15 protein-coding genes and 1 tRNA gene are annotated in these 22,525 nt (G+C 40.5%); 4 read left to right on the forward strand and 12 right to left on the reverse strand.

All coding sequences use genetic code 11. The features are described 5' to 3' along the window. Positions 1–8 precede the first annotated feature (8 nt). The 3 genes from ACULLH_RS14445 to ACULLH_RS14455 all read right to left on the reverse strand — a co-directional run bounded on the left by ACULLH_RS14445 (position 9) and on the right by ACULLH_RS14455 (position 5,626). The gene (locus tag ACULLH_RS14445) at positions 9–3,605 is read right to left on the reverse strand and encodes a SusC/RagA family TonB-linked outer membrane protein (RefSeq protein WP_454089462.1); all 3,597 of its coding nucleotides are present in this window, start codon (positions 3,603–3,605) and stop codon (positions 9–11) included. Positions 3,606–3,686: 81 nt separating this feature from the next. Further along, positions 3,687–4,916 (reverse strand): FecR family protein, encoded by a 1,230-nt coding sequence (locus tag ACULLH_RS14450; protein WP_454089463.1) that lies wholly within the window; start codon positions 4,914–4,916, stop codon positions 3,687–3,689. Between the two features lie 122 nt (positions 4,917–5,038). Further along, positions 5,039–5,626, reverse strand: a complete 588-nt coding sequence (locus ACULLH_RS14455) for an RNA polymerase sigma factor (RefSeq protein ID WP_454089464.1) — start codon at positions 5,624–5,626, stop codon at positions 5,039–5,041. Between the two features lie 237 nt (positions 5,627–5,863). Between ACULLH_RS14455 and ACULLH_RS14460 the strand changes: the two genes are divergently transcribed. Next, the gene (locus ACULLH_RS14460) at positions 5,864–8,953 is read left to right on the forward strand and encodes a CHAT domain-containing protein (protein ID WP_454089465.1); all 3,090 of its coding nucleotides are present in this window, start codon (positions 5,864–5,866) and stop codon (positions 8,951–8,953) included. On the opposite strand, the gene ACULLH_RS14465 is transcribed toward ACULLH_RS14460, so the two are convergent. Both ACULLH_RS14465 and ACULLH_RS14470 read right to left on the reverse strand, forming a co-directional pair. Further along, a complete protein-coding gene (locus ACULLH_RS14465; protein ID WP_454089466.1) occupies positions 8,945–9,727 on the reverse strand; it encodes a hypothetical protein in 783 nt (260 codons plus the stop codon). The genes ACULLH_RS14460 and ACULLH_RS14465 overlap by 9 nt on opposite strands. Positions 9,728–9,736: 9 nt before the next feature. After that, the gene (locus ACULLH_RS14470) at positions 9,737–10,282 is read right to left on the reverse strand and encodes an RNA polymerase sigma factor (protein WP_454089467.1); all 546 of its coding nucleotides are present in this window, start codon (positions 10,280–10,282) and stop codon (positions 9,737–9,739) included. A gap of 157 nt (positions 10,283–10,439) precedes the next feature. Here ACULLH_RS14470 and ACULLH_RS14475 point away from each other — a divergent pair, with 157 nt between their 5' ends. Genes ACULLH_RS14475 through ACULLH_RS14485 form a run of 3 tightly spaced genes read left to right on the forward strand, consistent with a single transcriptional unit; the run spans position 10,440 to position 11,887 of the window. After that, positions 10,440–11,030 carry a hypothetical protein gene (locus ACULLH_RS14475; protein WP_454089468.1) on the forward strand — a complete coding sequence of 197 codons (591 nt, stop codon included), beginning with the start codon at positions 10,440–10,442 and terminating at the stop codon, positions 11,028–11,030. After that, a complete protein-coding gene (locus tag ACULLH_RS14480; protein WP_454089469.1) occupies positions 11,027–11,605 on the forward strand; it encodes a hypothetical protein in 579 nt (192 codons plus the stop codon). Before ACULLH_RS14475 ends, ACULLH_RS14480 begins: the two co-directional genes overlap by 4 nt. A 24-nt stretch (positions 11,606–11,629) precedes the next feature. Next, positions 11,630–11,887, forward strand: coding sequence for a hypothetical protein (locus ACULLH_RS14485; protein ID WP_454089470.1), 258 nt, complete (start codon positions 11,630–11,632; stop codon positions 11,885–11,887). Positions 11,888–11,994: 107 nt separating this feature from the next. Here ACULLH_RS14485 and ACULLH_RS14490 read toward each other — a convergent pair. The 7 genes from ACULLH_RS14490 to ACULLH_RS14520 form a co-directional block, all read right to left on the reverse strand. Next, positions 11,995–12,068, reverse strand: a tRNA-Arg gene (locus ACULLH_RS14490). Positions 12,069–12,233: 165 nt separating this feature from the next. Further along, entirely contained in the window at positions 12,234–12,635 is a 402-nt protein-coding gene (locus tag ACULLH_RS14495) for a hypothetical protein (protein WP_454089471.1), read from the reverse strand. Beyond that, positions 12,635–14,167, reverse strand: coding sequence for a M43 family zinc metalloprotease (locus ACULLH_RS14500; protein WP_454089472.1), 1,533 nt, complete (start codon positions 14,165–14,167; stop codon positions 12,635–12,637). The genes ACULLH_RS14495 and ACULLH_RS14500 overlap by 1 nt, the downstream gene beginning before the upstream one ends. A 47-nt stretch (positions 14,168–14,214) precedes the next feature. Next, a complete protein-coding gene (locus ACULLH_RS14505) occupies positions 14,215–16,467 on the reverse strand; it encodes a prolyl oligopeptidase family serine peptidase (protein ID WP_454089473.1) in 2,253 nt (750 codons plus the stop codon). A 276-nt stretch (positions 16,468–16,743) separates the two neighbouring features. Continuing rightward, positions 16,744–17,544 (reverse strand): hypothetical protein, encoded by an 801-nt coding sequence (locus tag ACULLH_RS14510; RefSeq protein WP_454089474.1) that lies wholly within the window; start codon positions 17,542–17,544, stop codon positions 16,744–16,746. 16 nt (positions 17,545–17,560) lie between these two features. After that, positions 17,561–19,066 carry a RagB/SusD family nutrient uptake outer membrane protein gene (locus tag ACULLH_RS14515; RefSeq protein ID WP_454089475.1) on the reverse strand — a complete coding sequence of 502 codons (1,506 nt, stop codon included), beginning with the start codon at positions 19,064–19,066 and terminating at the stop codon, positions 17,561–17,563. A 10-nt stretch (positions 19,067–19,076) separates the two neighbouring features. Next, positions 19,077–22,421, reverse strand: a complete 3,345-nt coding sequence (locus ACULLH_RS14520; RefSeq protein ID WP_454089476.1) for a TonB-dependent receptor — start codon at positions 22,419–22,421, stop codon at positions 19,077–19,079. Between the last annotated feature and the right edge of the window lie 104 nt (positions 22,422–22,525).

Genomic DNA, 22,525 nt, shown 5'->3' on the forward strand with positions numbered 1-22,525 from the left:
ACTCTTTTTTAAAATGTTAAACTCAAGTTGAACAAATAAGACTTAGTGGATGGATTCGTATAGTAATCCAATCCTCTTGAGTTCCCTACCCCAGCAAAATTCTTATCCGGGTCATTACCGATTACATCTGTCCAAAGCACTAGGTTACGCCCTGTGAAGCTCAGACTTAAATCAGATAGTTTTAATTTTTCAACTATTTTTTTGCTCAAGGAATACGTTAGGGTCAATTCCCTTAAACGGGTCCAAGTAGCATCTTGAAGCCATAGTTCGCTGAAGCCCCTATTCCCAGCTCCATTTCCTCGATACCAGTTCTGCTCCAAAAGCACAGGTCCAGCGCCGAAATCATACAAATTACCCCTGACAACCTCACCAGCAGAATACGTCGCTCCGGTGACATCATTGATTCCATCTGTTGGTATTGTAACTTTGTTCCCTGATTCCCTGCTAAAACCTCTCTGGCTATTAATCTGGCGTGTCATATCGTAAAAGTCGCCCCCTTGAGAGTGCTCAAATAGGACATTAAGTGCCAAGTTTTTGAATCCTACATTAAATCCAAGTCCTCCCGTCCAATCAGGGTTCGGATCTCCAATAACGTCGTATTCCGGAGTCCCGACTGGGAATCCATTGGCATCCAATTCAATACTTCCGTCAGCATTTCTAGGCAATTTCCCACCGAAGATTGCTCCCATTTGAAACCCAACCGCTGCAACGGAATCACCAGTACCGAAACCTGTCAGTCGCTGCACATCTGCACCAGCCAAACTTGTCACTTCATTTTTGTTGGTCGCAAAGTTCCCGTATGGAGTAAACGTCCAATTGTTGCTGTTCCGAACCAGGTTTGCACTAAATTCAAATTCAAAACCTCGGTTCTTCATAGAAGCTCCATTTGTATAAATACTAGAAAAACCACTAGATGAAGGTCTGTCCAAAGTCAACAAAATATCTTCTATATCATTCGTATAGTAGGTAAAACTTGTGTTCAACATGTTATCGAAGAACCGGAATTCAAGACCTCCTTCAATTTCTGTTTTTATCTCAGGTTTTAAATTGGCATTTCCCAATTGGTTATCCAATCTGAAACCACCTCCATGATTGGTGGAGGACAGGTTTCCAAAAATTCCGTTGCTATAGGTAAAGTCACCTTCATAATTTGTGGTACTTCTATAAATATCCGGTTGAATACCCACTTTACCCCAACTCAATCTGGCCTTGGCAAAACTTATGAAGCTATCTTCCGGAAAGAAGTCCGCTTCAGAAAATTGCCATGCAACACTTGCCGATGGATAAAAGAACGGATCTTGAATTGTCGAAGCAGCTTCAATGGTACCTGACAAGTCAACATAAAGCTGATCATATAGTCCAAAGTTTGCTGTGGCAAAACCTCTGTTGGACCTTCTATGGCTGATGAAATTATCTCCTTGGATTATTCTTGAATTTGTCAGCGTATAAATCTCGTCATTAACGATGAAGTCACTACCAATCGTTGTTTCACGATTAAATTTTCTATCGTTGATGTTCCAACCTAAAATGAAAGACGAGGTGATGTCATCCGTTAAATTGGAATCGTATTTGGCAATTGCATCAAAATTCAATTCTGTGGCGCCTAAACTTTCAAAGGTCAGGTTACCTTCCAACCTAGGTATAAGTCCTGTTCTTGCAGATCCACGTGGGTATAAATAGGTTCGGTCGTCACTATAGGTATCCACACCACCGCGCAGTTTGATGTTCAATCCATTAACCGGATATACATCAATCTCAGCGGAGTAAATATGTCGGTTAACAATGTTCGGAGCCTTTTGTTTATTGGTGGTCCACAAAGGGTTGTTATAAAATGGCCTTTCAGACGCTCCAACAGGATTCCTGTAGGATCTATGTCGGCCACTGAATTCAGCTCCCGTATCGCTCACATAGGTTCCCGTATAATCTTCAATATTGAAATCGGAGATATTTCTATAAAAACCTAATAATAATCCGGCAGTGTTTGAATTTTGTTGGATTCTGTTGGCACTGATCCTAGAGTATTTCCCTTTTAGTTTTAGGTTGATGTACTCATTAAATCTATGCGAAGCACTCAAGTTTACGGTGTGACGTCTGTAGTCATTATTTCGGATAATACCTTCCTGATCCGTATTTCCAAGACTGAAGAAAATGTTGCTTTTCTCATCCCCTCCACTTATGCTGACGGACTGCTCCAGAAGAACCCCCGTTCTAAAAACTTGATCTTGGTTTTCATCCAAGAACGTTTCCCTGGAGTTTTTACCCCCGTGAAGGTTATCTGTTGTTCCATCTGCAATCGGATAATAAGTCCGACCGGTTTGGTCGCCGATAAAAAATCCACCAGAAGTATCAAAATCATCTTGACCACCAGATCTCGTGGAAATTTCGTCTCCCCATCCATGTAAATAGCCAAATCTAAACCTACCGTCAAGTCCTTGCCCATAATTTGATTGCAAGGGTGCAATAGCATTTACTTCATCCAAGGATACGGAAGTCTTCAAGTTGACCCTAAAACCTCTTCGCCCGGATTTGGTGGTGATGATAACCACACCGTTTGAAGCCCTAGACCCCCACAATGCTGCTGCCGATGCACCTTTGAGCACCTGAAGTGTTTCAATGTCATTCGGGTTTATATCATTTAAACGGGACTGTTGTGAAGTACCATTTCCCGTAGCACTACTTGCTCCACCTTGTGTACTGGCATTACTTATTGGAATTCCATCTACGATAATCAAAGGTTGAGTGCTTCCAAAAATGGTATTTGCTCCCCGAATTCTAATATTGGAACCTGCTCCGGGATCACCATTGGATCTGGTTATGTTTACACCGGCCATTTTACCTTGAATAGCGTTGGCTACCGATGTTTCCCCAGATCGTACCAAGGCTTCAGGTTTTACGCTTGAAACGGCAGTACCCAATTTATCCGTACGTACTTCAAAACCCAAGGCGGTGACCACAACTTCATCCAATGCTTGGGCATCTTCCTTTAAAACCACATTTATGGTCGATTGCCCATTAACAGGAACCTCAACAGTGGTATACCCAATATAGCTAACCACCAATATCGCATCGCCATCTGGAACTTCAAGGGTATAGTTACCATCAAAATCCGTTGTGGTACCCGAAGTGGTCCCTTTAACCACAATGCTCGCTCCTGGTAATGGTCCCGTATCATCGGTAACCGTACCGGAGACCGCCATCTGCATTCCCTCATCTTTTGTGCGTGGTTTAGGCTGAACCTCATTCTTTTTCAGCACTATTTGTCTACCGTTAATATGGTAGTCGATGCTGTTAGGTTTAAAATGCAGCTCCAGCGCAGTGTCGATAGTCTGGTTCTTGATTTTAAGATCTCCCTTCTTTTGGTTCAAAGCCGGCAGCAAATCTTCACCATACATAAAAACGAACTCACTTTGGTCCTCGATGCTATAAATAATATCTAACAGTGTAGCATCCTTTAAATTGACTTTTAACTTTGTCTTTTGTGAGTAAGCGTCAGTGTAAGAATAAAGTGTGAAGAGCAATAAAAATAGTGTCAGAAACCTCATCACTTTTTTGATTTTGTCCATAAAATTGCCAAGGCAATCATATGGAAACCCCTTTTTTTCCATAATTTAGTTAGTTGTTTGTTTAAACAATTCCTGTTTTTACAGGTTACCCGCCAGAGCATGGTACGAACATGCTCTGGTTTTTTATTTGGTAATCAAATATCCATTGATTCCATTTTTTTCATATTTAGCTGAGGCAGAAACCGCCAGATTTTCCATGGTTTCTTCAATCGAATCATTCAAATCCAATTTACCCGTCAGCCTAAATTGTTGGTTAATATTTTCAGTTAGTTCTATTTTGACGTTATAATATGTCTCTACCCGTCTGACAACGTCCTTCAACGTTTCTCCCCTGAAAATGAGCAATCCTTTAATCCACGAAATATAAATCTCGGTGTCCACCTTCATTTTATTTTGGATTGTTTTAGAGGATATGTTCCATTCAGCCAGTTCACCAGGTCTCATAACCGTTTTCGTTTTCTTTCCGAACAGACTATTGCTAGGTTGATTTGTCAAATGCACCTCACCTTCCGTCAAAACGGTGGTAACTTTATCATTTTTGCTATAGGAATTCACATTGAATTTGGTTCCAACAGCGGTGATTGCAAATGCATCATCTTTTAGGACCTTCACGGTGAATGGTTTGTTGACATTGGATTCAACCTCAAAAAACGCCTCGCCATCCAAATAAACCTCCCGTGTATCTCCTATAAAACGTTGCGGGAACACTAATCTTGAGCCGGAATTCACATGTACGATAGAGCCATCGCCGAGTGTGATCCTGCTGTGTTTTCCAAATGGAACTATAAGTTGGTTCATTTGAATCTCTTCTGAACCATCCGTCTCACCAATAGCCAGGGTATCTCTTTGGTTGATTACCAAATTGTTGTTACCAGAATAATTAATGATGGATCGCTTTTGGTCGATAGCAATCTCATGTTCGTTTTCCAAAATCAATTTGGTATCTGTTGCAGAGTCTATGGAAACCTGTAACAAAGATTCTATATTGGCCTTATTGGTTTTGGGAGTATCTATTCCAAAATAAATAGCCGTACCTATAAGTACTATGAATATTGCAGCGTATTTTAAAATGCTTAAATAAATTGGGCCTCTACGGGACTTTTCTAAGCCCACTTTGTCCAATATCCTATCTAATATTTCTTGTTTCTCATTTGTGGAGAGCTGCTGGTTGTTCGCTTCCAGTGTCTCCAGAAATTCCTTTAAGATTTCGATTTTGGATTTCTCGGCAGGATTTTCTTTGATATAATCCTCCCAATACGCATTTTTTTCATCCGTGGGATTGGCAATCCAATCTACAAATTTTTCGTCATCCAGATATTTGGTAAAATCGTCCAATGTCAAGCTATTTATCACATAGGGACAGAAGTTTACATTTTGTGGACACTTTTTTTAAACTTTTTTTAAGTTTTTTTCTGATTTGATGAATTTTCGGCGATTGAGAAATGCTTTTTCAAAGCGTTGGAAAGTCTGAAACCCTAGAATATCCTGAGCATCGAATAGAACAGAACAATTCCCTTATAATCGTCAAAGGCCTTACTGTTTCGAAGTTTTTTTACAGCTCGGTATACCTGTTTTCTGACTGAAGAATGGTCAATTTTTACAATTTCAGAAATCTCTGTGTAGCCTAATCCAACACTGAACCGCAAATACATGATTTCCTTTTGCTTGGAGGTCAGCGTCTCCAAAGCTTCATTGACAAGGCGTTTTTTTTCTTCATCAAGCTCTGATAAAATTCTTTTGTCCTCAAAATTATGACCTGCACTAAAATTGGGTTTGGGCTGTTCAAATAGCTTTACTTTTTTTCTTTCCTTTTTTTGTTTTCTGAAAATGGTATGTTTTAGCGCTTTAAGAATATAAAACTTGATGTTATGAGGTTCGGATATTGCATTTCTGTGCTCAAAAATTTCAATAAAAACCTCTTGGATGCTGTCTTTGACCAGTTCTTTATCGGAGTCCAGCTTTAGCCCATAAGCATACATATCATCAATACATAATCTGTAGACCGATTCGAACGCCGTTTTATCCCCCGCCTTAAATTTTGACCATAAATTACCCTGATCCATATACAATCTAGCGCATATTTGAGCTCAACCTTGGCTCTTAATTGACTATAAACAAACTTAAAAAATATATTTAACCTTGTCCCAAACCCAAATTTGGCTAACCAAGGGTACCATGGGTCAACAATCAATTCAGGAAGTTGACTTTCACAGATTCGATTTTGTATGGGAATGATTTTATCGTACTTTATTTCAAATTATCATCCACTCATATTTAGTTAACTGTTCAAAATCAGTGTTTTGGTAGCGCATCACATACAGTGTTTTGGTATAACAAAGGTCTGGAGCAACCTATTGTTTGCACTCTTAATGCTTTGTCAAGGATTGCTGGGTCAAGAACTTGATACCATAACTGCTTATGAGAATTATCAAAAAGCTCGAAAATTTGGTGATGCTGGGGACTACAGACAATCTATTTCGTATTACCAAAAAGCGCTGATGGGCTATGAAAAAGCAACTTATTGGCCGGGGCACATAAAATCATTGAACGGGTTAGGTGCTTGCCATACCTTATTATCAGAGCATAAGCAAGCCCAGGAATATTTACAATTGGCCTTGTCCACCGGTCTTGAACGGCTTGGAGAAGTACCGGAAATAGCCGACACCTTTCAAAACCTAGGGTTTGATTGGAGTAGACAGGGAGATTACGATAAGCAATTTGACAACTATAAAAGGGCATTGCAAATTAGATTGGAGAAGCTTGGGGAAGACCACCCTAAAGTGGCCCAAACCTATAGTAGTTTATCGGTTAGCTATAAGTATCGTGGTGATTATGAAAATGCTTTGACCACAGCGAAAAAAGGATTGGATACCCGTCTTAAATCGGTAGACCCCAATGATTTCAGTCTTTCCCAGGACTATACCAATATTGGTGCTATTTATTTAAGCAAGGGCGAGTTCAAAAATGCACAGGAATATTTTCAACGGGCATTGGACGTCATGGAAGGTGCAACCGGCGAACAAAATCAATTTAAGGCCATAGGATATTCAAATCTTGGCAAATCTTTGGATGCACAAAAAGAGTACGACAAGGCCATTGTTGCCTATGAGAATGCATTGGAGGTTTTGACCAAACTACTAGGTGAAAAGCATGTATATGCCGGTATTTTTTATAATAACCTGGGAGCGGCGTGGCATAACAATGGAAATGCAGCGAAAGCCATCAACTACCACGAAAAAGCATTAAACATATTCACTGCTGCCCTACCGGCTAATCATCCTTATGTAGCCACAACCTATATTAATTTGGGTAAAAGTTTTGGAACTCTTGAAGAAGAAGTGAAGGCCTTGGACTATTTCAATACTGGGTTAAGCATTCAGGGTATGGTACTTGGTCCAAACCATCCGGAATATGCAAGCTCTTGCTACATCATTGGGTCGCATTTCGCAAAGCTGCATCAATGGGACAATGCCCTCTCCTATTTTCAAAAAGGTTTGGCAGCTTTATCCGAGGATTTCGACGAAACCGATAGTTATGCCCATGCTGCCCCGCAGCAGCTTACCTCAAAAAATATTGTTTTGGATTTGCTGGATGCAAAGTCAGAGGTCTTGTTATCCCGTTATAAAAAATCCAATCAAAATATATCGGATTTAGAAGGTAGTTTCTCAACCTGCCAGGTTGCTTTGGAACTGATTGACCAGCTCAAATTTGAAATTACCTCCTCCATTTCAAAACAAGAGCTTATTGAAAAATCAATCCCCGTTTACGAAAAATCAATTGAAGTTTCCTATGAACTCTTTAAAAGGAATAATGACAAGAAATATTTAAAACAGGCATTCGAATTTTCAGAAAAAAGCAAGGCTTTTCTTCTGTTACAAGAACTCAAATATGCCGAAATCAAGAAGTACGCAGGGATTCCCGACAGTGTTATTCAAAAGGAAAACTCACTAAACATACAATTGGCTTTCTACAAAGGAGAACTGCATTCAGCAATTCGAAAAAAAGATTCATCAAAAACAAAAGCTTATAGAGACAAACTCCTGCAGGCAAGAACAGCATATGAGTCGATCAGGGAAGAAATTGAGCATCGATATAGCCGATATCATCGGTTAAAGTATGGGATGGATGAATTTACAGTGGGAGATGTACAGAAAGAACTATTGGACGACCAAAGTCTGCTGTTGGAATTCTTTGCAGGAGAAGATCAACTTTATCTTTTCAGTGTTACACAAGATGATTATAGCATCTTCACCATAGAAAAAACAGCTACCTATAACAAATGGATAAAGGATTTCAGGGAAGGTTTGACCAACTATCAACATGTAATCGAAGCCAACCCAAAAACCAAACAAGCCTTTGCTGAAGCTGCCTATGGCTTGTACGGAATGTTATTAAAAAAACCGTTGGATGGAACGGGCCAATACGTAAGGAAAATCATTGTAATCCCGGACGGAGCGTTGAGCTACCTGAATTTTGAAGCCTTGTTGACTAGCGCTCCTGCTGACGCGGGAAGTTTTAAGTACAAAGATTTGCACTACCTTCTTAAAGAGTATACCGTAGGTTATGCGTACTCGTCCAAATTCTTAAGAAATTCAATAGCAACTCCCAAAATCGGTTCAAACCAAAACAGAAAATCCACTTTCGGAGGATATGCATCGGATTATGCCTTAGCGACACCAACGTCACCTGGTAACAATATAGATTTAATGAGGCTCCCAGGAGCGGAAAAGGAGGTTCGTAGCATTGCTGAAAAGTTAGAGGGCAAAGCTTGGGTTGGTACTGCTGCCACTGAAGAGGTTTTCAAGGAAACAGCAGGGGAATTTCAAATACTCCATCTTGCTATGCACGGGCTTCTCGATGATACCGATCCGATGTTTTCCAAGCTATTGTTCACCCAAAACCAGGAAGGTAATGAGGATGGCCAGTTAAATGCTGCAGAAATCTATAATTTGGACCTCAATGCTGATTTGGCTGTACTGAGCGCATGCGACAGTGGTTTCGGAAAAATAAACAAGGGAGAAGGCATGATGAGTCTCTCACGTGCTTTTGCCTATGCAGGATGCCCGAGTTTGGTTGCTAGTTTATGGAAGGTTCCGGATGAAACCACCGTCGCACCCATGATGGATTTCTATGACCAACTTATGGCCGGTATGCCCATTGACGAGGCATTGCAAAAGGCCAAATTGAATTATCTCCAAAATGTGGAAAATCCTCTTTACGAGCATCCCTATTTTTGGGCAGGTTTTGTGGTTCATGGAAATACCCAACCGCTGCATATTGAATCCCAGAACACAACAGCTTATACCTATGCCGTCGCGGCCCTTTTAACAGGTTTAATTTTGTTGATTTTGGTCAGAAAAAGAAAATTTGCAAGCAACTCATCAGTCTAACTCAGCAAGCAACTTTTGAGCTTCTTCCATTTTATAACCTGTAATACTTTCCAGGGTTTGTTTGCCAAGTGATTCTTGGTTGTTCTGTAGATAGGCCAGACTTAAGAACCATAGACCCTGTTCCATAAACGTATTTTCGCTATCCACAACTTTCTGAAAGTGTGGTATTGCCTTATCCGGTTCAGGATCTTTCAAATACAGGTAGCAAAGACCTGTATAAAAATGAGCCATTGCAAGTGTTTCTCCTTTGTCGATTATGGCCTCTAAGGAGGTAATGGCGCCTCCATAATTTTGGTTTCCGTAGGCAAGGGCCATTTGGTTCCATAGTATTGAATTTTGGTTGGCTTCACCTCTGGTAACTGGCGGGTTATCGTATGGTGCCGAAAGGTGGTCTTCCAAAAGGTCGGATGTGGATTTTGTCCTATTCAATAAAAATATGGTGGGAATTATCAAAAGAATCACAATCGCCGCAACCCTTGAGATTCGATACCATAATGGACGTACTGGATGTTTGGCTGATGATTCTTCCAAAGCTACATCCAAGGCCGCTAATATTCCTTTTTTTGTTTCGTCCAGATACTCTTCAAGTTTCTCCCTGTCCCGACCAAAGGTTTCATAATACCATTTAATGTTCTCTACAATTTCCGAACTCTCCGGATTTCTTTTGATGTGTTCCTCGATTTTCTTTCGAGATGTAGCATCCAAAATACCATCAACATAGTCGATAAGTACTTCCAATGCTATGTGCTCTTTATGGGTTGAAAGATCATTCATAAGACCACATTAACTATTTGTACGGTTTTTAATTTCCACTATCAACTTTTTTCGGATGATGGATTTTTTGTTGTCCACAGTCTTTCTTTGAATTGAAAGACGTTGCGCTATTTCTTTACTGTTATATCCGTCACAATGCAGGTTCCACAATTCATACTCTCCATCGGTCAGACAGGAGCGGTACATTTTGACAATATCTTCGGCTCCCAGCTTATGGAGAACTTCGGGCTTTACCGCTATGCCATTGATGGCTGGCGCAGGATTCTCGACACTCTTTATTTTGTTGTTTTTGGTGTTCATGTCTACCCATACATTAGATGCGACCTTATATAGATATGCCTTGAAGTTTTTGATGCCCTTTTTATGCTTGGCCATCTTAAGCCAGGTTTCCTGGGCTATCTCTCTAGCGATTTCCCTGTTCTTGGTCTTTCCGAGCAAGAACATGAGCAACGAATCATTGTATCTACCAATCAGTTCTTTGAGCGCGGACCTATCCCCTTGTAAATAATTGTCCCATAAAACATCGGCATCATCATTTCGATTAGATCTACCCATTGAGGTCGAGGTATCGGTTTAATGACTACAAAATAGCTAAAATTTTCCCGAAGGCCTTTTCAATTCATTAAACCTTTTTGCTTGAACGTCGGGAAAAAACAGCCCTTTTCGGAGTCTATTAATTAGCGTAGTACGCCTTAACCAAACAAATACACACATGCTAAAAAAGAAGAACACATTTTTTGGCGCAGCATTGCAGGCCTTGTGCACAACCAGAATTATCAATATGAAGTATGCTGTTTTTACATTATTGGTATTCCTAATAGTATTCGGTGGGATAGCGCAGACCCAGGATAAAAACTATTATCCCAGAGCAAAGGTCTACCTAAAAGACCATAAAATTATTAACGCAAGGGATTTTATAATCAGGGGAACAGAGGCATCTTTTTTGGATTCAAAAGCTGGTACGCAGCAAAGTACGACGCTTGACGCTGTTGACTTTATAAAAATACCCAAAGGAAATCATGTGCTGATAGGGACATCATTTGGTGCAGCGACCGGGGCCTTAAGTTCTCTTCTCATAGATCTGGATACTGATGCATTGGGTCGCCCGCAAGAAAAAGATGCTGGTTTTTATCTGGCCATGACGGCCGGGGGAGCTGCTTTGGGGGCGTTGGTGGGACTTCTGGTACCCAAATGGAAATCAGTATACCTAAATAAAAACGCTGTTGGACTTCACATTCCATTACAATTCGACATTTCGCCTGAAATGGGTGTTGCAACCATTAAAATCACAATGAAAATATGAAACAACATTTATGTTTTACCATCATACTGGCACTATGCCTTTGTACCATGTCTTTCGGACAAAAATGCAAATACTCCGAAAAGAGGGTGCGAAAGGCTAACAAGCACTTTGAAGAAGAAAAAATAACAAAGGCTACGAAACTAAAACCTTTGTTCTCCAAATTCAGCCAAGCTGCATCTGCCAACTTTGTGAAATCAGAGGAAAACTACTACCTGTCTTTGGTATTGGTCCGGGAATTGGGTCGCAGAATTGATATTTTAAAAGATAACCCGCTCATAGTTCGATTTCAGGACGAAAGTGTGCTCACCTTATTTCCCGATAGGACATTGCTTGGTAAGTTCACATTGCCGGTAACAACCGAAATCAATCGTCCATATTACGAAATAAGTGCTGAGCACATGCAATTATTTGCCTCCCAGCCTGTGGCTTATGTCAAAGTATATTTCTCCTCGGACAAAGTGTCCGAAGAGAAATTGGGACTCGATGAAACAGGTACTTTCTTCGACTACGAAATACGCAACAAAAATCTACAAGCGAGTTTAATGGAACCCGCAGCATGTATTATCCAAGAATGATTAAAACCTTGACAACCAAAAGTTATGAAACCACTTTTCCAATATTTTACAATACTCGTTCTACTATTTTCATTTTCCTGTTCCTCTGATGGCGAAGGAGGAAATTGCAGCATTAGCTGTGGAGGATTTGGCACAAGTCAACCCTTTGTCCAGACAAACCATCCTTTTGTTTCAGAGTCCAGGTGCGTAGAGATTGCCAAGGAAAAAGAGGGAAGCGCTTGCAAAGCTTCCTATTGTCCACCTACGGGCAATTCTGATGATTGCTATCAAGTATATCCATAAATCGAGCAATACATTCACCTTTCATATGCCATTTTTCCTAAGCAATACAATAGGACTTTTGGCAACAAAAAAAGCTTACAATTTCTTGTAAGCTTCTGTTCAATTCGTGATCGCGGAAGGATTCGAACCTTCGACCGTCTGCTTAGAAGGCAGATGCTCTATCCAGCTGAGCTACGCGACCTTTTTGCGGGTGCAAATATACAATAAAGATGAAATAACTATAGAATAATATGGAAAATATAATGAAGTCAAAAATGCGTTGACCGATTCTGACCTCATCCACAGAAATCGCAGTTGGCTCTAGCAAATCACACCAATCCTTTGATTATCCATGCTTTAATTACCTTCAAAAATCTATCCAATCGCTTTTAGACGACTTCTGCGTAACCGCTTGCACCGATTTTTGGATGTTTATGGTTTTATTCAGGGCACTACGTCCATCACTAAACGTATAAGAAATCGAAGCTGTATGGGATTCCGTATCCGTGAAGCTGTAATCCGTACTATAGGTTTTTGTACCCTTTGTTGCTTGGAACGAACCTATTCGATTGCCATCTACACTAAATTCCAATGTACCTGCTGGTAAATCGTCCGATGAACTTATTGTAACTGAAATCTCGAGTGTATTTCCCGATACTGAAACTGGACTCCATTCCAACGAAGGGGTTGCCAATGTCGCGGGTTCCTCATCTTTACTACATGAAAGAACTGCCAGTAATGCTAGGGTAATCAAAACAAACTTTTTCATTAGTTAATTGTTTTGGAGATTTTTTTGTTTAAACTAGGTATTTCCACGGTCCAGGTTCCCTGGGCTAAATCATCTATTATAAGTGTTTCTTCGAGTGAAGTTGTATACGATTCTTCGAAATCAGGTCCTTTTACAACAATGTCGTGTGTATCGATAATCGCTTTGATCTCAATTCTTCGTGTTGTCTCGCCGGTAGCAAATTGAAGATTGTTCCCACTGTAAACCTCATTGGAAGAAATCCATGAAATTTCAGGAAAATTAATCTTTGGTATTACCGTAATGGAAACCTCATCTGAGCTTGATAACCCACCAAAGTCATACGCAGTGACCCTTATAACATGGTTCCCCACGGTCAAATTGGATAAGGTTGTCTCAAAAGGCAACAATTCAACGGTGTCGACCAAAACATCATTTACGTAGAATTCAGCCTTGTCTATATCGTCAGTGCCATTCGGATCAGATATCGTGGTAGTTACCTCAACAGCTGCTCCTTCCTCAAAACTAGCATCATCCACCGGATCATTAATTGTGACTTCAGGGGCCAAATTATCCGTTTGGGAGACCAGTAACCCGGTATCTATTAGATTTTGGGTTTGCCACAAGGTCATCCTTGCTGGATGTTCCAAGGCTAAAAGCATTCTGTCAACCTGACCTTGGGTAAACATTTTATAACAGCCCGATGCACCGTTGTACCCCATATAGTTTTCGGTGTTGACAAAATCTCCATCACAATTGGAGCCCGTTGAGCATTTTAGGGTATGCAATCCATCTTCTTTCGGGGTGTCGTCAACCTCATCAGTACCGTCACAGCCGCCCTCAAACGTATGTATCAGGTTTAACCAATGTCCAAATTCATGGGTCAAAGTGGAAGCAAATTCTTTATCCGTATTTGTGGCCAGATAAGCGCCGTTATATACCACGCGAGCCAAATTATTATCGGACATATGACTAAAAGGATACCAGGCCACTCCAGAATTATTGGTAACGCCATCATCGTACAGGTCGTTTTGAATATAAACGTTCATGTACTTATAGTTGTCCCATGCATCAGCCATTATTTCACCATCGCTGCTGGATGCATTACCATATCCACTTTTTTCTGAATAGTATACAATACCTGTCGTTTCATTCCCGTCTGGGTCTTTTTTGGCAAGTCTAAAGGTTATGTTCATGGATTGCTTGATATCCGAAAACATGCTATGCACCGACCCAAAATCATCGTTCAATCCTTGAAAATCCTTGTTTAAATCGTCCAACGCCCTTTGAATCAGGTCATCATTCACCGACCTTCCGTTAAACGATGAACCATAGACATGGAATACTACAGGTATTTGATAAGATGTGGCCTTATTCGCTAGGGTGGTTTTTTTTGATTTTTGGTTGAAACCCATATACTCTTGTCGAGCAGAAACATTATGCTGCAAATAGGTCTTGTTGACCTCCGAGGCTCCACAATTTACTTGGGATTGTATTTCGTGCACAAAGCCCACTTGTACCAGAAATATCAGTAATAGGATTACTTTACTTTTCATAGTTTCATTTTTTAGTTCCGCAACATTCTAGCTGTTGCACAACCCATCTACCATTCGAAATTCCAGATGGGTTCTTCATCTTTTAGATGCTCAACGAAATAATTCCATCTTTTTTTCATGAAATAACTTCGATGCTTTCCTCCATATCCGTGTCTTTGGCTGGGCATTATTAGGAGGTCAAACTCTTTATCCTCTTTAATCAACGCTTCGGCAAGTTTAAATGTTGCAGACGGGTTGACATTATCGTCCATTCCCCCATGGACCAGGAGCAATTTACCTTTCAGGTTTTTGGCGTTTGTAATGTTCGACACCTTGTGGTAGGTAGAATCTACGGGCCAACCCTGGTACATTTCTGGCCACCAAGCTTTTTCCATCCTAAAATCATGATCAGCTGAGCTTGCCACTCCAACCTTATACACATCTGGGAATGCCAACATTGCCCTTCCGGTGTCAAAACCTCCGGCCGAATGCCCAAAAATTCCAACTCTTTCCATATCTATCCAAGGGTATTTTTCTCCCAAATGTTTGATGGCCAAAACATGGTCTTCCAAATTGTTTCCCATATTCTTATAGGAGTGGTCATGGAAGGCTTTTGACCGTTTTGATGTACCCAGACCGTCGACCTGCATTACAATAAAACCAAGTTCGGCCAAGGCCTGATTGCGAAACGCACTGGAAAATCGCTCAGGAAACATATGGGTATGTGGACCCGTATAGGTGTGGTCTATCAAGGGATACGATTTGGAGGCATCAAAATTGGTGGGTTTCCAAATAGCTCCGTACGCTGTGGTTTTACCATCTTTCGCCGTAAACTCAAAGGTTTCGGGAGCCTTCCATCCTTCAGAAACCGCCATGGAAATGCTAGCCTCTGTTATTGGTTTCAATATTTTCCCTGATTTTGCTTCCCTCAGAACAGTTTTTGTAGGGATCTCTACGGTCGAATAGCTGTCCACAAAATATTTTCCATCATTGGAGAACGAAATATCGTGGTTCACCAATTCCGGGGTCAACAGCTTGACCTTCCCTTTAAAACTTACCTTATACAATTGGTTATGGTAAGGATTGTTCCCTTCTTCTCTTCCATTGGCAACGAAATAAATAGTCTCATTGTCTTCGTCAATATGTTGAATATTTGATATATAATAGTTTCCGTTGGTAAGTGGGACAGTTTTATTGGTCTTCAAGTCGAGAAGATACAATTGACGCCAACCGCTTCTTTCCGAAAGAAATGCGATTTTTTGGTCTTGCTTCAAATACCTGAAGTCAAAATTGTCAATATTGGTATCGCTGCTTTCCGCTATTAGTGTTTGTTCTTTATTTGCGGTTAAATCCACACGTTTTACATAGCCTTTTTTAAAACCCCGCTCCAAGTAATATGCAAGAGCGACCCCTGGTTCTTCGGTCCATTGTACGGAAACAGAGTTTATATGCGTACCTGTGGGTAGCTTAGTGACAACTTCACTTTTGTCTTCCACATTGAAGAATACCGGTTTTTCATAGACCATTGTGGTATCTCCTGGGGAACCTCGGTAATAAGACCATAGTTTTGGGCGGAACAGTGAATCGATGCTGTAATCGAGGAGATACATTTTTTCCGCTCGTTGCAAATCGACAACATTTGTCGCAATCCATTTGGAATCTTTGGACCAGTTTACCGTAAAGCGTTCGGGACGATCTCCGTCTTCCCCCTCCATTTTATCGTACCAACCATACCAAGATCCATATTCATAGTTTTTTCTTCCGTCCGTACTTAATTGAAACTCTTGATCCGTTTTGGTCGACTTTATAAAGAGATTGTAGTCTTTTGTATATGCAACCCACTCCCCATCTGGTGATTTGGATTCAAAAGGACTTTCCTCCACTTCTTTTTCCTTATCAATCGTGAGTTTATAGGTTGACAGGTCTAAGATATACGATTGACCATCGTGCGCAAATGAAAGCTGTCCTTCCCTGGATGTATCAATATTGTAAAGCTCCAACTGGTTCGCTTCGGTTTCTTTTTGCGAGAGTTCATTTATAGCTTGGGATACTTTTGAATGGTCGAACAAAAATGCTATCCGATGCGTGTTGACATCCATTGTCTTGTAAAAACTCCCTTTGTCGCTATGGTCCGTGAACCAAAATCCCGAATTATCCTTGAACCAATTTATTCGGGTATCCAAGTTAAAAACCTTCTTGTTATTATAGTTGACGTACAGATAGCCAACAGCTCTTTCGTAATCTTTTTTGGTGATATTCTGACCATTGATCGAATCTAGCGATAGTACCGCTAGAGCGATCAAAACATATACATGCTTCATTTTAAATGTTTGCTTCATTTTGTTCATACTACGAACCATCGTTTAAAAATCTTCCCAAATACAAATCGATATGTTTTGCGATACTTTGGGTTATAAAATTCAATGACAAAAATTAAGAGCTGGATAAAAAGCGCAGACGGGACATCTGCGCTTTTGACTAAAAAACTAACTCAAAACTACTAACTCAAATCCTACTGAAAGATTTCAATTAATATATTGTCATAATGCTCGATAGCTATAATCAAGCTATTTAAATAATCAGACTGTTAGCCGTTACTATTGTTTGGTGAACCGATATGTAGTTTGTGCCGGTGAGCCACAATTGGATTGTACATCATTGGTGAAATTCACCTCGAAAACGGAGTCATCCGTGATATCATATGTAGCATGACCTACAGTACTTGGGCCCCAATAGTTAGATCCGTCTCCACAATGACAATTTGTGTCTTGAAGGGGAACCACGAATTCATTACACACGAGATTAAACGTAAACGGAATCGGTGTACTACAAAAATTTGGAAAATTTATGCTGTTGAAGGTCCGCGCCAAACCATTTGCCGTTATCTCAAGTACATCGCCAGATTGCAATCCAGGTCCAAATGGTACTGGAATAATTTCCTCTAGCAAATACATTCCGGTAAAAAGTGTTTCATCCACAGGGCATACTTGAAAGATACTTACCGTCAAATTACCACTAGCTACCAAATCCGGGCTTGTGGGCACCGAAAGCACCAAAACTTTTGGGTCTGTGGTAACGTTGTTGTCCACACCATTTATGGTAAGTGTACCTTCATACGAATTTGGAGGGACAACAATCGATCCCACAGTATACGAAGCAGCTTCGGCGGTTGTTTCTTCTTCTACAATGTTAACTTCAAAGGTTCTTTCTGACTCGCTAATACTACTTACATTAATAGTGACTTGTGCCGAGCCTTCACCATCAATAATTATGGGAAGGTCCAAATTTGATTGGTTGAATTTTAAAAAGGTTTGACTCTCATTAAAAATCGTCCTGTCTTGCTCACAGGATACCAATAGAGCGCATGCTGTAATAAAACTTACTATATATTTTTTCATGATACTTTTTTTATGGTTAATAGCCAGGGTTTTGCTGTTCACGAAGACTAGGGTTGGCAATCAACTCGGACTGTGGAATAGGCAATGTGAACCTATGGTCCGAAGCAGGTAATGAACATGCCCCGTTCACCCCAATAACATTACAATCCAAGGGATCACGCAAGACACCTTGGTTGGCACGGGTCCCCAATCGTTTTAAATCATGAAATCTATGCCCTTCGAAAGCCAATTCTACCCGACGTTCGTTCAAAATTGCAGCAAAAGCCTCAGTTTCATTAGCATATGAAGGCAATGGCTGATCCGTTCCGAATCTGGCATCACGTAGTTGTTTGATATAAGCCGCTGTAGTATTGGTCGCTCCATTAAAGTTACCCCCATCAGCTGCTGCCTCAGCCAAAATCAACAACATTTCAGAAGATCTGAAAACCTTCAAATCGTTCATTAAAGGTTGAGTTTCCGATCCTGGGTATTTAAAAACAAGCAGAATATCCTCGTTTTCAAAATCTACAGCATTTTGATAATCAGGTGAGATTACAGACTCTGGTCCAACATTCACATCAAACCTGACATCGTTCGGGTCAATCAAATTGAACAAAGACCGACCTATTTCAAAAAATGGCCCTCCATTAATGGTTTCATTGGTAAAGGCAAACTTGGCTCCAGCCCTACTTTGACTCGCCATGTTGGATACACCATTACCAGCACGATCAAATACATCTCCCCTAGTGCGTTCAAGTTTGAAAATAATCTCGGTATTATCCTCATCTAAAAACATACTGGTGTATTGTGTTCTATCGGCGATGGGATATCTATCCAACAGTTGTTGTGCGTAATTAGCTGCCATGCCGTATTGCCCACGATAGGTAGCCATACGTGCCCTAAGCGCTGTAACGAAATCCCTGGATACAAAAGTGGCGTTGCTCTGATCTTGTAATAGATCTTCCGCTCTTTGTAAATCTGCTTCAATCAGGGCAAAAACTTCTCCATTGGTATTTCTGGGAAAAACATCATCGATACTTGGCACAAAATCTACCGCAATGACCCCCAAGGCAGCATCACTGCTCAAATCTGTTGAATAATAAGACAACAACTTAAAATGTGAATACGCCCTCAGTGCATGCGCCTGACCTAATATGTTGTTAAAAGCCGCTTGTTCACCAGCTTCCAAAGGAACATCCTCAGCAGCTATAAGCAACCTTGTGGCTTCATTGATTTCCTCATAACCTCTCTGCCAAAATGTGAAAGCAGACAGCGATGTGGCATCCAAGATAAATTGGTAATCCTGAACTCTTTGCCCTCCACTAATAAATCCTACAGAAAGCTCGTCGGTAAAAGTTGAGGCATGGGCTATATCTTGTACCAAGTCATATTTGGTATAAACACCGATCAATCCATCTTGTAAATCTTGTAGATTTTGAAAAGCTACATCAGGAGTAATTCGACCAACCTGGTCAATATCTATGGCATCTTCACAAGCCGTGAAAAGTGCCACGCAAAATATATATGTTAATATTCTCTTCATGATTTTTTTTTTATAATCCTATTTCAATTCCTACCGATAATATCCTTGGAGTTGGATATTGTCTTGTCTCGGTAACCCGTGATTCGGCGTCATACCCTCTCCATTCGGAAAAGGTCACCAAATTTTCTGCAGAGCCGAATACCTTAAGATTTGTTAAACCGGTACCTCGTAGAAACTCTTTCGGGAAAATGTATCCGATGTTTAAAAAACGTAGTCTTAAAAAATCTGAACTGCTCAAAAAACGGTCACTTGTATCCCTCAATATGGTTGCATTGGTGGATGTTATACTAGGAATATCCGTAATTCTGTTATCAGGCGTCCAAGCATTGAGAATATCCCTTGACAATTGAAAATTGGTAAGGGCAAAACCATTATTTATTAGCTCATAATAAATAACATCTCGCCTATCAACACCCAAAACATAGCTCCATTGGGTATCTAAATAGAATCCTTTGTAGTTTAAATTGAAACCAAAACTTCCGGTAGCATCAGGAGTGGCATTTTTGTTGGTCCAAACAGCATCTGTATCAGGGTTTGGATTTTCGGTTAAATTACCGTCGATGTCCAAAAACAACAGATTACCATTCCCTGGGTTTACCCCAGCATAGCGAACCAACTTTTGTTCAAAAATTTTGCCCCCATTTCTACCGATACCAAGTATTTCACCTGTTTCAGAAGGCAAATTGCTTAATTCATTTTCATTGTAGTTACCCACAAAGTTCAATGTTAAGTTCAAATCTTTGTTTCTGACAAGGTCGTAGTGAAATACCCAATCGATACCTCTGTTGGTCAAATCCCCAGTATTGGAATCGATTCCTGTAGTACCATTGATTGCTGATATCTGTGTAAACTGAAATAGATCTTCTGTTTTCTTATGGTACACATCCAAGCTACCTCTCAATCTGCTATTGAAAACTTGAAAATCAAGGCCAATATTCGTCTGGGTCACCTCTTCCCATTTCAAGGTATTGTTTCCTATTTGACTCAAAAACAAGGAATTTGCATTTCCGTAGCCCGTACTACTTGTGGCATAAAAAGATTCGGATAAATCAGGAGATGAGAAATACGTTCCTCCCCTAATTCTCTGGTTTCCTGTAGTACCGTAAGATGCTCTCAGTTTTAGGTCGTTGAACACAGAATTTTCCATGAAGTTTTCGTTGGAGATATTCCAACGTGCTCCTACGGAATAAAAGGTTCCCCATCTATTTGTCGAGGAAAATCTGTACGAAGCATCACGTCTTAACGTGGCCGAGAGTCCAAACCTACCATCATAATCATAATCCACATTTCCGAAGTATGAGAACAAACCTGCATCAACCCTAAAGGCATTGGCGTCGTCCACGAAGAAATCATTGTCTGCATTATCACTAATGAACGCACTATCATCCCCCGGGGCAAAATTCCTTGGATTTAAACCTCTGGCAAAGAATCCAAATCCTCGACGGAATGCCCTAAAGTATTCAGAAAACAAGGTGGCATCTACTGTGTGTTTGCCAAAAGATTTGTTATAATTTAAAGACAGATTGTTGTTAAAGGAAACGTCCCTATTGGTGTCTTGACTTTGGAAGCCTGGGGTATTGTTCCCAGGTTGCGCAAAAACAAGCGCCCTATAGGCGTTTGGAGGGACCACTTCTTGAAAGGTCACATGTTCGTAATCGATCCCCAAGTTTATCCTAGCGGTTAAATCGTTGGCGAATTTGTAGTCTGCAGAAAATCCGGCAATAACCTTAAGTTCTTCCTCTAGGTATTCGTAATTTCTCAACCTATCTATAAGATATAGTGGAGTAATCGCAAGAGAGAATCCTCGACTTGCCAAATCCGCACCGTCTATATACTCGTCTGGAGAGATATACGGAAGCGACGCATTTACCCCATAAAGTAGGTTAGTTGTTACCCCAAATGATCCGACACCTGTGGGTTCGTTATTTTTAGAGTAGTTTGCCGTAAAGCTTGTACTGTAGTTAAATTTACCATCCGCAGAACTTCCATTTAGGTTGTTTCTAAAAGTGAAACGCTGTAATCCTGTAGTTCTAAGAATTCCCTCTTGGTTAAAATAACCCAACGAGGTAAAACTAGAGGTGTTCTCACCACCTTGCTGAAATGTAAGGGTATGGTTTTGCGTATTACCAGTTCTAAAGAACAAACTCTCCCAATCCGTAGTAGGTGTAGCATCGATTTCCGCGTCTGTCAGGCCTACTCCCCTTCCCCTATTCAGTACATCGCGCTCAAAACGCAAATATTCAGGAGCGGTTAAAAAGTCGTAATCGTGATTTTGGAGTGTAGAAAAACTTGTTATACCCGTGTAGGTGACCTTCAAGGGAGAATTTTTTGTCCCCCTTTTGGTTTTAATGACAATCACCCCGTTAGCTCCCCTACTTCCAAAGATTGAAGATCCAGCGGCATCCTTGATTACAGAGATGGATTCAATATCATTAGGATTTAAACTCCTGAAGTTGTCCTCGTTGATAGGAACACCGTCCATCAAAAAGAGTGGCTCAGTATTACCGTTGATCGAACTAACCCCTCGTATTTGTACCAAAGAATTGGCTCCTGGTTGTCCACTACCTGTCTGTATGTCCAAACCTGCGATTTGACCCGATAAGGATTGTACAAAACTTGCATTCGGTCTAGCTTCCAACGCTTCGGAAGTGACTTGGACACTTGAGATAACCGATTTCTCTTTGGCGACAGTTCGATATCCTTCCACCACCACTTCCTGTAATGAAGCTACGTCTTCTTCCAAGACCACATCGAGGACAGTGTTGTTTCCGACCACTACCTCTTTGTCCTTCATACCTAGGTAAGAGAACACCAATGTCTGTCCAGGTTCTACCTGTACGGTATATTTTCCATCGAAATCGGCTACCACACCGGTCGACGTTCCTTTAATAATCACGTTTGCTCCCGGCAAAGGAGCTCCATATTCGTCAAAAACTGTCCCTTGAACAGAATTTTGGGGTTGTTCTATTGGTTTAACCTTAACCTTAGGTTTCTCACGTTTTACAAGGGATATTTGCTTATCGTCAATTTGATAAACTGTTTCTGTGTTTGAAAAAATTCTATCTAGGATGGCATTTACTTTTTCCCTTCTTGCTTTAACTGATACAATTCTTTTTAAGTTGACATCCTCGAGAAGATAGAGGAACCTGAATTCTGTCTTATCCTCAATTTCATCAATGAGTCTTTCGACGGTGATGTTCTTCAGATTCAAGGTAACCTTGGTGCGCTGAGAGTAGCTCTCATTTGCTTGTAGAGCAAATATGCTGGTCAACAACAGAAGAACGCTAATTCTCATTTTTAAATCAAATTTGAACAACGAAGTATAGCCCTCCGATTGTTTCAGAAGATTTTTCATAATTTTACAGTGTATTAATGTGGTTAAATTTTAGTCTAATCACACTTTATGTAAATCGGGAAGTGTTAGCGCATTTTCCGATTTTTCTTTGCTATAAAGTGGAC

The organism is Flagellimonas sp. 2504JD4-2 (assembly GCF_053642935.1).